The organism is Streptomyces sp. NPDC041713 (genome assembly GCF_055591085.1).
Window position 1 is genome coordinate 559,023 of record NZ_JBVIZY010000004.1, and the last position, 13,715, is coordinate 572,737.

10 protein-coding genes are annotated in these 13,715 nt (G+C 72.6%); 4 read left to right on the top strand and 6 right to left on the bottom strand.

Annotation, left to right across the window (positions count from 1 at the left end):
* Positions 1-324: 324 nt before the first annotated feature.
* Together ACZ6CV_RS15525 and ACZ6CV_RS15530 are read left to right on the top strand one after the other, a co-directional pair.
* A complete protein-coding gene (locus ACZ6CV_RS15525) occupies positions 325-1,503 on the top strand; it encodes an anhydro-N-acetylmuramic acid kinase (protein ID WP_469251282.1) in 1,179 nt (392 codons plus the stop codon).
* Positions 1,504-1,654: 151 nt separating this feature from the next.
* Complete coding sequence (locus ACZ6CV_RS15530) at positions 1,655-2,602, top strand: DUF2510 domain-containing protein (protein WP_469251283.1); 948 nt, start codon at positions 1,655-1,657, stop codon at positions 2,600-2,602.
* Between the two features lie 179 nt (positions 2,603-2,781).
* On the opposite strand, the gene ACZ6CV_RS15535 is transcribed toward ACZ6CV_RS15530, so the two are convergent.
* Entirely contained in the window at positions 2,782-3,366 is a 585-nt protein-coding gene (locus ACZ6CV_RS15535; RefSeq protein ID WP_469251284.1) for a TetR-like C-terminal domain-containing protein, read from the bottom strand.
* Between the two features lie 160 nt (positions 3,367-3,526).
* Between ACZ6CV_RS15535 and ACZ6CV_RS15540 the strand changes: the two genes are divergently transcribed.
* Both ACZ6CV_RS15540 and ACZ6CV_RS15545 read left to right on the top strand, forming a co-directional pair.
* Entirely contained in the window at positions 3,527-4,432 is a 906-nt protein-coding gene (locus ACZ6CV_RS15540) for a phosphatase PAP2 family protein (RefSeq protein ID WP_469251285.1), read from the top strand.
* Positions 4,429-5,346, top strand: coding sequence for a DMT family transporter (locus ACZ6CV_RS15545; protein WP_469251286.1), 918 nt, complete (start codon positions 4,429-4,431; stop codon positions 5,344-5,346). Before ACZ6CV_RS15540 ends, ACZ6CV_RS15545 begins: the two co-directional genes overlap by 4 nt.
* Before the next feature lie 14 nt (positions 5,347-5,360).
* Here the strand turns inward: ACZ6CV_RS15545 and ACZ6CV_RS15550 are convergent, their stop codons facing one another.
* The 5 genes from ACZ6CV_RS15550 to ACZ6CV_RS15570 all read right to left on the bottom strand — a co-directional run bounded on the left by ACZ6CV_RS15550 (position 5,361) and on the right by ACZ6CV_RS15570 (position 13,681).
* Positions 5,361-6,797 (bottom strand): methyltransferase, encoded by a 1,437-nt coding sequence (locus tag ACZ6CV_RS15550; RefSeq protein ID WP_469251287.1) that lies wholly within the window; start codon positions 6,795-6,797, stop codon positions 5,361-5,363.
* 224 nt (positions 6,798-7,021) lie between these two features.
* Positions 7,022-7,525 (bottom strand): FAD-dependent monooxygenase, encoded by a 504-nt coding sequence (locus tag ACZ6CV_RS15555; protein WP_469251288.1) that lies wholly within the window; start codon positions 7,523-7,525, stop codon positions 7,022-7,024.
* 279 nt (positions 7,526-7,804) lie between these two features.
* Complete coding sequence (locus ACZ6CV_RS15560) at positions 7,805-8,863, bottom strand: LURP-one-related family protein (protein ID WP_469251289.1); 1,059 nt, start codon at positions 8,861-8,863, stop codon at positions 7,805-7,807.
* Between the two features lie 65 nt (positions 8,864-8,928).
* Positions 8,929-11,490, bottom strand: coding sequence for a valine--tRNA ligase (gene valS, locus ACZ6CV_RS15565; RefSeq protein WP_469251290.1), 2,562 nt, complete (start codon positions 11,488-11,490; stop codon positions 8,929-8,931).
* Between the two features lie 133 nt (positions 11,491-11,623).
* Positions 11,624-13,681, bottom strand: a complete 2,058-nt coding sequence (locus tag ACZ6CV_RS15570) for a phosphocholine-specific phospholipase C (RefSeq protein WP_469251291.1) — start codon at positions 13,679-13,681, stop codon at positions 11,624-11,626.
* Positions 13,682-13,715: the final 34 nt, after the last annotated feature.

The following is a 13,715-nucleotide window of genomic DNA, read 5'->3' on the forward strand; positions in this document are numbered from 1 at the left end:
CGCGCGTCAGGGCATCAGGGCGTCAGGACCCCGTTCACGCCCCCCAGAGGCCCACCGAACCGCACCCCACAGCTATGCGCCACAGCAGACCGTGCCCCCCGACCTCCGGACCGGAAGCCGAAAGGGCGCGAACGCCCCCCACTCGCGTCGGGCACCGACGACAGCGAGCCACCCACACGCCGCAGAACGCGCCCGCACCCCAGAACCGAAAACCGGCCAGGCAACCTCCCACCCCGTGCCGCTTTCCGGGAAGGCCTGCCGCCCGTCGGCCGTGGGATGCGATGATCAAGCGCAAGGGTGAGCCGACCGAGAAGGAGGCCCCACGTGCGCGTGATCGGGCTGATGTCAGGGACCTCGTACGACGCGATCGACGCGGCAGCCGCCGATCTGACCCTCGACGGGGACCGGCTGACCCTCACTCCCCTCGGGCTGATCAGCCGCGGCTACGACGAGGGGCTGCGGGCCGACCTCGCCGCCGCGCTGCCACCCGCGGCCACCACACTCGCCGAGGTCTGCCGGCTCGACACCCGGATCGGCCGGGCCTTCGCGGCCGCCGCGGTCGAGGCCGACCGTGACCTGTGCGAGGGCCAGGCCGAACTGGTCGCCTCGCACGGCCAGACCGTCTACCACTGGGTGGCGGACGGCCAGGTGCACGGCACCCTGCAGATCGGCCGGCCCGCCTGGATCGCCGAGGCGACGGGCCTGCCGGTGGTCGCCGACTTCCGCCCCCGGGACATCGCGGCGGGCGGCCAGGGCGCGCCCCTGGTCAGCCTGGTGGACCTGATGTGGCTGCGCGGCCGCCCCGGCACCCCCGCCGCGCTGAACCTCGGCGGCATCGCCAACATCACGGCCGCCGACGGCACCGCCTTCGACACCGGACCCGCCAACGCCCTGATCGACGCCGCCGTCCACGCGGCGACGGACGGCCGCCTCGCCTACGACCTGGACGGCGAGCTCGCGGCGCGCGGCACGGTCGACGAGGGGCTGCTCTCCCGGCTCCTCGCCGAGCCCTACTACGCCCTTCCGGCGCCGAAGACGACGGGCAAGGAACTCTTCCATCTGCCGTATCTGCGTACGGCGTTGCGGGGATACGAGAAGCTGTCCACCGAGGACGTCGTCGCCACGCTCACCCGGCTCACCGCCCGCACGGCCGCCGACGCCGTCCGTTCCGTCGGCGCCTCGGAGGTCGTCGTCTCGGGCGGCGGGACACGCAATCCGGCGCTGATGGCCGCCCTGCGCGCGGAGTTGGGCACGGGTGTCCCGCTGCGCGCCTCCGACGAGCTCGGTCTGCCCTCCGCGGCGAAGGAGGCGTACGCCTTCGCCGTCCTCGGCTTCCTGACCCTGCACGGGCTGCCGGGCACCGTCCCCGCGAGCACCGGGGCGCGGCACGCGAGCGTGCTGGGCTCGATCACCCCGGGGCGGCCGGGCACGCCGTGGCCGCGGACGGTGGACGGCCCGGGTCCTTCGCGGCTCGTCATAAACGGTTACGGGGAAGGGAGTTGACCCACACCGGCTGAGCGCATCGCGGACGCCTGGACGGAAGGCGTACGGAAATGCGGAAGGCGTACGCAAAAGGGGCAGAACGCGGGGAACCGGTTCATCACCGGGGGACCCTCTCATCCCCCTTTCACGCGGGGCTCATACGCTGGCGGCCATGACCCAGATGACTCCCCCAGGCTGGTACCCCGATCCCGGCCAGACCGCCGGCGGTCCTCCCACCGAGCGCTGGTGGGACGGGACCGTGTGGACGGACCAGGTGCGCGCCGCCGCGAGCACCGCGGCACACCCGACGCAGCCGGCGTTCCCGGCCTACCCGGGGCAGCCGCCCGCCCCCGCCCCGCGGCGCCGGCTGCGCATCGCGATAGCCACGGGCGTGGTCCTCGTCGTGCTCGCCGGGATAGGCGGCGGCGTCTACGCCCTGACCTCCGACGGCGACGGGGACGACGGCGTCTCCACGGCCAAGGAGCCATCGGCCGGCGGCCCGCGCGAACCGGGCTCTTCCGAGTCGCCCCGGACACCTCGGTCCCCGGACGAAGGCGACGGGCCGCAGGCGCCGGAGCAGGACCCGGGCTTCGCGAGCGACCTGGTGAACGGCGTCAAGATACCGGTCCCGAACGGCTGGAAGGGCGGGAGCACGCGGTACGGCGCCGGGGTGCAGACCGACTCGATCCCCTGCCCCGGCAACACGTCGGAGCAGTGCACGCGCGGGAGCGCGTTCTCCCAGTCGGCCGAGCAGTTGAAGGTCGACGCCACGACGCCCGAGGCGGCCGCGAAGGCGGACATCGCGAAGAACGCCAAGTCGGGGTACGGCGGCAAGACCTACGGCAAGATCACCTCGCACAAGGTGCTGGCCTCGGAGCCGGTCACGGTGGCGGGGCAGAAGGGCTACCACGTCCGCTGGAAGGCGGTCACGGAGAAGAGCGACGACGGCTACGTCGAGTCGCTCGCGTTCCCCTCCCCCGCCGACACGTCGAAGATCGTCATCGTCCGGATGGGCATCGACGTCAACAAGGACGCCCCCTCGCAGTCCGCGATGGACAAGATCGCCGAGGGCATCAAGGCCGGCCCGGTCGGCGGTGGCGGCGCCGGCAAGAACGTATAGCCGACCAGAACGCACGGGCGGACCCGGCAGGACCGCCGCGCCCGTGACGCAGCGGACCGGGCGGGGTTCCTCGCCGCTCAGGAGGAACCCCGTCCGGTCCGGGGGTGCGCGCCGCCCCCGTCCCCACGGTGCGGCGCGGGCAGGCCCGGGTCAGCCATCCAACAGCCCCGGGCCCACGATCAGGTGAGACCGAGTGCGGGAAGCACACAGGCCTCGACGAAACGGGTCAGATACTCCTCGTCGGCGTAGACGCCCTCGAGGATCGGCCGGGCGCGCAGGACGCCGAACAGCTGCACCGAGAGGAACTCCACCGCCGGGTGGCCCTCGACGATCTCGCCGCGCTCCACGCCGCGCCGGATGATCGCGGCCATGGCCCGGCGCTCCGGTTCGACCAGCGTCTCGCGCAGCGCCTCCTGCAGCTCCTCGTCCTGCAGGACCGCGTGGCTGAGCGCCTGGACCAGCATCGTGTCCCGCCCGGACTGCTCGCCGGCCGCCCGGGCCGCCTCCCGCAGGTCCCCGGCGAGGCTGCCGGTGTCGATGCCGGCGAACCGCACACAGCGATTGGCGCGCAGCGCCGCGGCCACGAACTGGGGCTTGGTCTTCCACTGACGGTAGAGCGTGGACTTGCTGCACCGGGTGCGGGTGGCCACGCCCTCCATGGTCAGGGACTCGTAGCCGCACGCGCGGAGCTGGTCGAGGACGGCGTCGTAGAACTCCTGCTCACGCTCGGGCGTGATCTTCGAGCGGTTCGACGTCGACGTCATGGCTCTTCTCCTCGGTACGGCGGCCGACCGGCTGAATCGGCCCCTTTCGATACGCCAGTGTACCGGTACGCTTCCGTATCGGTACACTGGCGTATCGATGAGTGGGGCGATCCTCCGCTCAGCACCGCACCACCCAGTCGTCACGTAAAGGGGCCGGGGGATGGAATCCCGAACCGAGCCTGCCGAACGGGAGCCGGACATACGGGTCCGGGAGCCGGGCGCGAAAGCCGTCCGGAAGCCGGACACATCTGCCCGACCGCCCCTCGTCCGCGAGCTCCTCCTCGTCGTAGGACTCTTCCTCGTCTACAAATTCGGCAGGCAGCTCGCCAACGGTCACACCGGCGAGGCCTTCCGCAACGCTCACCACATCTGGGACGCCGAGCGCACGCTGCACCTGCCCGGCGAGGGCTCCGTGCAGCACGCACTGATCGGCGACGAGACGCTGATCCACGTCGCGAACACCTACTACGCGACCGTGCACTTCCCGGCGACCCTGCTGTTCCTGGTCTGGCTGTATCTGCGCCGCCCCCGGCACTACGTGTGGACGCGCCGGGTGCTCGCCGCGCTGACCGCGGCCGCCCTCGTGCTGCACCTCGGGTTCCCGCTCGCGCCGCCGCGCATGCTGGGCGCGGCGCACCTCGTGGACACCGCGCAGGTCTACGGGCCCTCGGTGTACTCCGCGAAGCCCGCCACCGACACCATGGCGAACCAGTTCGCGGCCATGCCCTCGCTGCACTTCGGCTGGGCCCTGATGCTCGCCGTCGGCATGATCGTCGCCACCTCGACCCGGTGGCGCTGGCTGTGGCTGCTGCACCCGCTGCTGACCCTGCTCGTCGTGGTCGGCACCGCCAACCACTACTGGCTCGACGCGCTCGTCGCGACCGCGCTGCTCGGCATCGCCCTCGCGGTGATCCGGCTGCCGCGCGCGGGCCGGTCGCGCGTGGTGCACCGCTCGACGCCGACCCCGGCACCGACCTCGACACCGACGTCGTCCCCGGCACCGGCTGCCGCGCCGGTACCCGCCTCCCCGTCGTCCGAACTGATCACCTCGGGGGCAGGCCGATGAGCGCCACGCTTCTCGCCGTCGCCCTCTCCCTGGTCTCCGCGGCCGCGTACGCCGCCGCCGCGGTCGCCCAGGAACGGCTCGCATCGCGCGTCACCGAGGGCGAGAGCGGCGTGCTGCGCATGCTCGGCAGCGGCGTGTGGTGGTCCTCGGTCGGGCTCAACGCGTCCGCGGCGCTGCTGCACGTGGCGGCCCTGAAGTACGGGCCGCTCACCCTGGTCCAGCCGCTCGGCGCGCTCACCCTGGTCGCGGCCGTGCCCCTCGGCGCCCGGCTCGCGGGACGCCGGGTCACGCGGCTGGAGTGGCGCGGCACGGGCCTCACCCTCATCGGTCTGGGCGCGCTGCTCCTGACCGCTTCGGGGCCCGCGCCGGACGACACGCTGACGGTGCCGGAGGCGCTGGTCGTGGCCGCGTCGACGATGGCGGTCATCGGGATCCTGTCGCGGCCCGGCGCCCGGCCGGGGCTGCGCCACGCGACCGCATCCGGCTTCGCCTCCGGGGTCGCGTCGGCCCTCACCCAGACCGTGACGGTCGCGGTGACGGACCGCACGGGCCCGCTGTTCACCCCGCAGGTGGTGATCGTGGCGGTGCTGGTCGCGGCCTTCGCCGCCGGCGGCCTGCTGCTCTCGCAGACCGCCTACCGCGGCGGACTCGGCGCACCGCTCGCCGTGGTCACGCTGGCCAACCCGGTCGCCGCCTCGGTGATCGGTGTCGCACTGCTCGGCGAGCGGCTCCAGGGCGGGGCCGGCGGAATCCTGCTGGCCGTGGCGGGCGCGGCGGTGGCGGCGTACGGCGTCGTGGTCCTCACGCGGTCGCCGCGCACGCTCCCGGCCACGGGTGAGACCGCGCCGGACTTCCTGCCGTCGATCCCCGCCCAGCCGGTGGAGCCCCCGGCGCTCCATCTGTCGCGGCCGTAGGCGAGCCGCACGGTTCAGCTCTCTGTGGCCCCCGCCCTGCGGACGTGCAGGACGCTGCCGTCCAGGGGCAGGGGCGAGTGGCCCACCAGGGTGAGGCCCGCTTCGGCGAACAGGCGGGCGTAGTGGTCGGCGCGGCGTTCGCGGCCGCCCACGTTGCACATCATGTGCAGGTCCCAGGCCGTGGCCAGGGAGGACGAGCCGTCGTCGGGCAGGACCCGTTCGACGACGAGCAGGTCGGCGGCGGGGGACATCGCGCGGGCGCAGTGCCGCAGGATCTCGCGGCAGCGGTCGTCGTCCCAGTCGTGCAGGACGCGGGACAGGACGTAGACGTCGGCGCCCGCGGGCACGTCCGCGAAGTCGCCCGCCCGGAAGGTGCACCGCCCCGCGTGCCCTGCCGCGCCCAGAAGGTGCCGGGCGGCCTCCACGGTGAGCGGGCGCTCCAGGAGGAGGCCCCGCAGCCGTGGGTGCGCGGAAAGGATGCGGCTGAGCAGCTCCCCGTTGCCGCCCGCGATGTCGGCCACGGTGGCCCCGTCCGCCGCCGCGGTGAGGACGGGGTGGGCGGGCAGCGGGTCGAACATCCGTGACCCCGCGGCCATCGACCGGTCGAAGAGTCCGGCGAGTTCGGGGTCGCGCGCGAAGAGGTCGAAGTGGTTCTCGCCGAAGCGCCGCTCGAAGGCGACCTCACCCGTGCGCACGGTGTGGTCGAGCCCGGCGAAGGACTCGTAGAACGGCCCCCCGTACATCAGCGCCAGCGACCGCATCGACCCTTCGGCGTCCGCGCGCAGCAGTACGCCGGTGTCGGTGAGCCGGAACCCGTCGCGGTCCTCGCGCACCACGCCGAGCATGGCGAGGTAACGCAACAGGGTGGTCAGGCCGGGCTCGAAGGCGCCCACCGCGCGCGCCAGTTCGGCGAGGCCGACCCCGCGCTCCGCGCCCATCGCGTCGGCCACCTCCAGGCGCGCGAACGCGGCCAGGGCCTGCGTCGTCCACGCCCCGGTCAGCAGCCGCAGCAGCGTCTCGGCGGGTTGCCCCGTGCGGTGCGCGTCGAGGTGTCCCGTGAGGATGTCGCGGTGGTCGCCGGGGACGTACAACTCGACGCGCCGGTAACCGGCCTTGGCCTCGGCGGGTGCGGTGAAGTAGAACACCGTGCCGTTCTCGTGCGGGTTGTAGCCGCCGCCGTCGGGGACAGCGCCATACCGCTCGAAGGCGGCGCAGAGTCCGCGCAGTACGAGCGGGTCGGGGGCCTCGACCTCGAAGGCGACGTGCGCCTCGTGCTGCCGCTCCCGCTCGTGCGCGGCGAGCGCCGCGAGGTCCGACCCCGGGGGCACGGTCAGCGCGAAGACCTCCACCATGCGCCGCGCCCCGTCCCGGCACCGCACCGCGGGGCGCAGGATGCCGACGTCGAGCTCCGCCGCACACCGCCGGTGCCGCAGCGCGAGACGCTCGCGCACGACGACGGGGCGGGAAGACGAGCAGCGCGGCGTGCGAGAAGGCGCAGCGCTCGGTCAGGGCCCGCAGCTCCGGGCCGTTGAGGCCGGGGAGGAGGAGCGGGAGCAGGGTGGCACCGTGATCATCGCGGGTGGTTCCTCATTCCGGGTTCAGAGGTGCGCAGGGGAAGTTCAGAGGTACGCGGGGAGGTTCGGAGGTACGCGGAGGGCGCCCGGGAGGCGGCGGGTCACACGCCGACGTAGTGCTCGGCGAACCAGTCCTGCTGGCTGCGCGAGGTGCGCAGCGACGCGAGGCGGGCGCGGCGCAGGGAGTTGTGGAACAGCGACTCGCCGTCCGTGCCGGATCGGCCGTGCAGCAGCCCGATCATCCAGTGCGAGAACTCCTGCGCACGCCAGATGTGCTTCAGGCACCGTGCCGAATAACCGTCGAGCCCTTCGGTGTTACCGGTGGTGAGTGCGTCGGTCAGGGCGCTCGCGTGGAGTTCGGCCTCCAGGACGGCGAGGTTGGCGCCCTTCGCGGCGGACGGGCTGATCAGCGCCGCGGCGTCGCCCGCGAGGAACAGCGCGCCGTGGCGCAGCGGTTCGAGTACGTCGGACTCCAGCTCGACGACGGAGTGCTGCAGGATGCGGCCGCGGTGCAGCGGGCCGTACTTCGCCGCCCCATCCGCAGTTCCAGCTCGTCCCAGATCCGCCCGTCGGACCAGGCGTCGGCCGGGGTGCCGGGCTCGCACTGGAGGTAGCGACGACGCAGTCGATGCCCCGGTCCACCAGGATGTTGCCGAGCACGAGGCCGGCGGGCCCGGCCCGAGGACGACCACGTCGGTCGCCTGGTCGGCCGGGCGCGTCCTGCTCTTCCCGTCTGCCACGGAACGAGCTCCTAAGGAGCGCGGAATCCCGTACGTACCCGCATCACCTGAATGCCCGGATCGAACGGTGAAGCGATCATTCGCGGCCGGGCGAAGCGGTCATCGGATGCGGGTGACGCGGTCGTCCGATGCCGGACGAAGCGGTCATCCGAGGCCGCGGGAGTCCTGCTTCAGCGCGGTGTCGACCGTCAGGGCCGTCGCGACGACCAGGCTCAGGAGCGGCTCGGGCAGCTGGTAGTGGATCTGCAGGACGTAGTTGTCCGCGGTGGTGAACATGGTCTTGGCCAGGCCCTCCCACGTCTTCGTGATCCGGGCGACCTCGTTGTCGGCGTGGTCGACGATCGAGAAGTTCCAGGCGCGCCAGTTCTCCGCCTTGATCGCGCCGACCTGCTGGCCGTTGACCATCATCCCGAAGTTGATCTTGCCGATCATGTTCTGCTGGACGATCTCGCCGATCTGCTGGCCGTCCGGGCGCTCGACGATGACCCGCGACTTCATGAACTTGCGCGGGCGCGTCAGCAGCATCTGCGGCTGGCCGTACGCGTCACGGATCTCCAGCTTGTGCGTCATGAACTGGTCGACGCTGGAGACGAAGCGCGCGACCTTCTTCAGCGTGCTCTGACCGACCTGGACCACCGTGCCGAGCATGTTGCCCGCCTGGTCCATGACGCTGTACTCGTTCGTCAGCTCGATGAGCTTGGCCTTCTGGTTCACGACCAGGACCGGCTCCGTGAACAGCGTGCCGCCGCCCTGCGCGGACGGTGCGACGCCGGCCTGGTGCTGCACCTGGCGCTGCACCTTGGCCGGGTCGACCGCGGGCGCGGCCTGCGCCTGCGGCTGGCCGAACTGCCCCTGCGGCTGGGCGAAGTGACCCTGCTGCTGGGGCTGCCCCTGGGCCTGCGGGTGCCCGAACTGCCCCTGCTGCTGCGCGGCGTGGGCCTGCTGAGCCTGCTGGACCGGCTGAGCCTGCGCCTGCGGCTGGCCGAACTGTCCCTGCTGCTGGGCGGCCGCGGCCTGGGCCGGCTGCTGCGCGGGCTGCGCCTGCTGCGGGACCTCCTTGGCCTGGCCCTGCGCGGCCTGACCCTGGCCCTGGCCCGGGCTGGTGTGCTGGGTCCACTGGGAACCGTCCCACCAGCGAAGGAGCTGGGGCGTGCCCTGGGGGTCCGGATACCAGCCTGCAGGAGTGTTCGAATGCGTTGTCACCCGGGTGACCCTACCCCCCGCACCTGGGCCGTCCGCCAGCCCCTTGCGAGGGTGTGACGTCCGACTCATTCGGGCGCTCGGAGCTCCACCTCGACCCGCAAGGGACCGTCCTCCTCGCGCAGCTCGACCGCGGCGACGTGTCCCGCCGCCCGCACGTCCCCCTCCGCCGCGGCGAGCCGGTCGAGGGTGGGCCGCGGGGCCGCGACGGTCAGCCGGACCACCTCGGCCCGCATCGAGAGCCGGGCCCGTGACTTGGCCCCGCGGATCGCGGCGATGGCCTCCGCGGCCGCGCCGAGGACCGCCGCGTCGTCCGCACGCTCCCGCAGCTCCCCGGCGACCGGCCAGGCCGCCCGGTGCACCGAGCCCTCGCGCCACCACGACCAGACCTCCTCCGTGACGAACGGCAGGACCGGGGCGAAGAGCCGCAGCAGGACGTCGAGGGCCGTGCGCAGCCCCGCCCGCGCCGACCCGGTCGCGGCCGCGTCGCCGTGGTCGCCGTAGGCGCGGGCCTTGACCAGCTCGACGTAGTCGTCGCAGAACTGCCAGAAGAGCTGTTCCGTGCGCTCCAGGGCGCGTGCGTAGTCGAAGGCGTCGAAGGCCCGCGTCGCCTCCTCGACGGTCGACGCCAGCTCGGCGAGCAGCGCACGGTCGAGCGGCTCGGCAATCATGGCGTCCGGCGCGGGCTCGCCGAGGTTCAGGACGAACCTGCCGACGTTCAGCAGCTTCGTGGCGAGGCGCCTGCCGACCTTCATCTGGCCGACGTCGAACGCGGTGTCCGTGCCGGGGCGTCCGCTCGCCGCCCAGTACCGGACCGCGTCCGAGCCGTGCCGGAGGAGCAGGTCGCCCGGAGTGACGGCGTTGCCCTTGCTCTTCGCCATCTTCTTGCGGTCGGGGTCGAGGATCCAGCCGGAGATCGCCGCGTGCCGCCAGGGCAGCGCGTCGTGCTCCGCGTGGGCGCGGACGACCGTGGCGAACAGCCAGGTGCGGATGATCTCGTGGGCCTGCGGGCGCAGGTCCATGGGGAAGACCCGCGCGAACAGGTCCGGGTCCGTGAGCCGGCCGCCCGCGATCTGCGGGGTGAGCGAGGAGGTCGCCCAGGTGTCCATGACGTCGGGGTCGCCGACGAAGCCGTACGGTGCGCCGCGCTGGTCCGCGTCGTATCCGGGCGGGGTCTCGGCGCTCGGGTCGACGGGCAGGGCGGCGCGGTCGGGGACGATCGGGCGGCCGTGGTCGGGCCGGCCGGAGCCGTCCAGCGGGTACCAGACGGGGATGGGGACACCGAAGAACCGCTGACGGCTGATCAGCCAGTCGCCGTTGAGACCGCCGACCCAGTTCTCGTAGCGGACCCGCATGTGCGGCGGGTGCCAGACCAGTTCCGCGCCCCGGGCCAGCAGCCGCTCGCGCAGCGCGGCGTCCCGGCCGCCGTTGCGGACGTACCACTGACGGGTCGTGACGATCTCCAGCGGCTTGTCGCCCTTCTCGAAGAACTTGACCGCGTGTGTGCCGGCGCGCGGCTCGCCTTGCAGGTCGCCGCTCTCCCGGAGCAGCTCGACGACGCGTTCCCGGGCGGTGTGCGCGGTGGCGCCGGCCAGCCGGGCGTACGCCGCGACGGCGGCCGGGGTGCGGACGCCGTCCGGCGGCTCGGCGAGGAAGCGTCCGTCCCAGCCGATCACCGGCCGGGTGGCGAGCCGCAGTTCGCGCCACCACGTCACGTCGGTGGTGTCGCCGAACGTGCAGACCATGGCGATGCCGGTGCCCTTGTCGGGCGTCGCGAGGTGGTGCGCGACGACGGGGACCTCGACGTCGAAGAGCGGGGTGCGGACCGTGCTGCCGATCAGGTCCCGGTGGCGCTCGTCGTCGGGGTGGGCGACCAGCGCGACGCAGGCGGGGAGCAGTTCGGGCCGGGTCGTCTCGATCAGGACGGTCCGGCCGGCCGGACCGTGGAAGGCAAGCCGGTGGTAGGCGGCGGGCCGCTCGCGGTCCTCCAGTTCCGCCTGGGCGACGGCGGTGCGGAAGGTGACGTCCCACAGCGTGGGCGCCTCGGCGACGTACGCCGCACCTCGCGCGAGGTCGTCGAGGAAGGCCAGCTGCGAGGTGGCGCGGGCGTCCGCGCCGATGGTCCGGTAGGTGCGGGACCAGTCGACGGAGAGGCCGAGCCGCCGCCAGAGGTCCTCGAAGGCCTTCTCGTCGTCGGCGGTGAGCCGCTCGCAGAGCTCGATGAAGTTCCGCCGGGAGACGGCGAGTTGCTGCTTGCCCGGCGCGGCCGGGGGCTCGAAGTCCGGGTCGTAGGGCAGGGCCGGGTCGCACCGGACGCCGAAGTGGTTCTGGACGCGCCGCTCGGTCGGCAGGCCGTTGTCGTCCCACCCCATGGGGTAGAAGACTTCCTTGCCGCGCATGCGCTGGTAGCGGGCGACGGCGTCGGTGTGGGTGTACGAGAAGACGTGGCCGACGTGGAGCGAGCCGCTGACGGTGGGCGGCGGGGTGTCGACGGAGAAGACCTCCTCGCGCGTCTTCGTCCGGTCGAAGGCGTATACGCCCGACGCGTCCCATCGCCGAGACCATTTCTCTTCGAGCCCGTCGAGAACGGGCTTCTCGGGGACGCCTGCGGGGCGATGGGTGGGTGCCATGCCTCTGGATGCTATCCAGCCGCACCCGCCCGTGGCCTCCGCTTTTTCGGCGTGCCCGGGGCGCCCGCCCCGTGCCGGGAGCGGCACGAGGCGGGGAGTCGGCCGGACGGGGGGCCGCCCGGCCAGGAGTGGGTCAGCCCGTGATGATCGCCGGGTCGCTGATGCCCGCCGCGCCGGTCTCCACATGGCCCGCGAGGCGCCGCAGGAACCCGGCGTCCGCGTCGGACTTCACGGTCAGGTCGTACCAGCGCTTGGTCGCCCGCAGGTCGACGGTGTGCTGCACGGAGGCGCCCGCCTTGACCTTGAAGGTCTGGCTCGCGCCGCCGTAGGCGTTGGTCACCGTGAGGTTCACATCGGCGCTGCCCGCGTTCTTCAGGGTCAGCCTGATGTTGCCGCTCTTGTCGTCGTGGCGGGCGACGACCTCCGGGCCCGCCTTCTTGCCGGGGCTCTTGAAGGTGCGCAGGAAGCCGTTGGGGCCGAACACCGACAGGTCGTGCGTGCCGCCCGAGTACGCGGAGTTCCAGGCGTCGGAGACCGTCTTGCCCGCCTCCGTGGTGTAGGTCCAGGGGCCGTCGGTGCGGTTGCCGGACCGGACGTGGAAGCAGACGCCCGCCTTGGCGCCGCCGCCGAAGGTGAGCGTGATCTTCCCGGTGCCGGCGTCCACGGCGCCGTCCACGACGGGGGCGTACGGCAGTGCGCGGGCGGGCCGGGAGCCGGACTCCTGCTTGGGCAGCGCCGGGTTCGCGGGCGGCTTCGGGAAGTAGTCGGGGTGGCGCTCGTGGTCCGGCGGCTCGTAGCCGGCCGTGTCGGGGAGCCTCGCCGGGTCGGTGTCCTTGCCGGCGAAGTCGAACGCGGAGGTGAGGTCGCCGCAGACCGCCCGGCGCCAGGGCGAGATGTTGGGCTCCTTGACGCCGAAGCGCCGCTCCATGAACCGGATGATCGACGTGTGGTCGAAGACCTCGGAGTTCACGTAGCCGCCGGTGCTCCACGGCGAGACGACGAGCATCGGGACGCGCTGGCCGAGGCCGTAGTGCCCGGCCGCGTAGGAGGCGTTGCCGGGGAAGTGGTCCAGCGTGGTGTCCACCGTCGACTTGCCCTGGTTGGCGTCCTTGGGGACGTACGGCGGCACGATGTGGTCGAAGTAGCCGTCGTTCTCGTCGTAGGTGATGAACACCGCCGTCTTCGCCCACACCTCCGGGTTGGAGGTGAGCGCGTCCAGGACCTGCGCGATGTACCAGGCGCCGTAGTTCACCGGCCAGTTGGGGTGCTCGCAGAAGGCCTCGGGGGCGGCGATGTAGGACACCTGCGGAAGCCTGTCCGCCTTCACGTCGGCCTTGAGGATGTCGAAGTAGCCGTCCCCCGCCTTGGCGTTGGTGCCGGTGCGGGCCTTGTCGTACAGCGGGTCGCCGGGCTTGGCGTTGCGGTACTTGTTGAAGTACAGCAGCGAGTTGTCGCCGTAGTTGCCGCGGTACGCGTCGTCTATCCAGCCCCAGTGCCCGTCCTTGTCCAGGCCGTCGCCGATGTCCTGGTACACCTTCCAGGAGACGCCCGCCTGCTCCAGGCGCTCGGCGTACGTCGTCCAGTCGTAGCCCGCCTCCTGGTTGCCGAGGACCGGGCCGCCGCCCTTGCCGTCGTTGCCCACGTGGCCGGTCAGCATGTAGTAGCGGTTGGGGTCGGTGGCCCCCATGAACGAACAGTGGTAGTCGTCGCAGACCGTGAAGGCGTCGGCGAGGGCGTAGTGGAAGGGGATGTCGTCCCGTTCGAGGTACGCCATCGTCCGCTCGCTCTTCGCGGGGATCCACTGGTCGTAGGCGCCGTTGTTGAACGCCCTGTGGCCGCCGGCCCAGTCGTGGTCGAGGCCCGCGATGAACTGCATGCCGAGGTTCTCGGCGTCCGGGTGGAAGGGCAGGACCTCCTTGGCGCCGTTCGGCTGGTGCCAGACCGGCTTGCCGTTCGGCAGCGTCACGGGGCGCGGGTCGCCGAAGCCGCGCACGCCCTTGAGGGTGCCGAAGTAGTGGTCGAAGGAGCGGTTCTCCTGCATGAGCACGACCACGTGCTCGACGTCCTTGATGGTGCCGGTGGCGCGTCTGGCCGGCAGCGAGGCGGCCCGGGCGATGCTCTCGTTGAGCACGGCGAAGGCCGCGGTGCCGCCGGCCAGTTGCATGAAGCGGCGCCGATTGAGTTCAGGCATGTGTGATCCGACCTCGTGGAGTGGGGGACGCGAG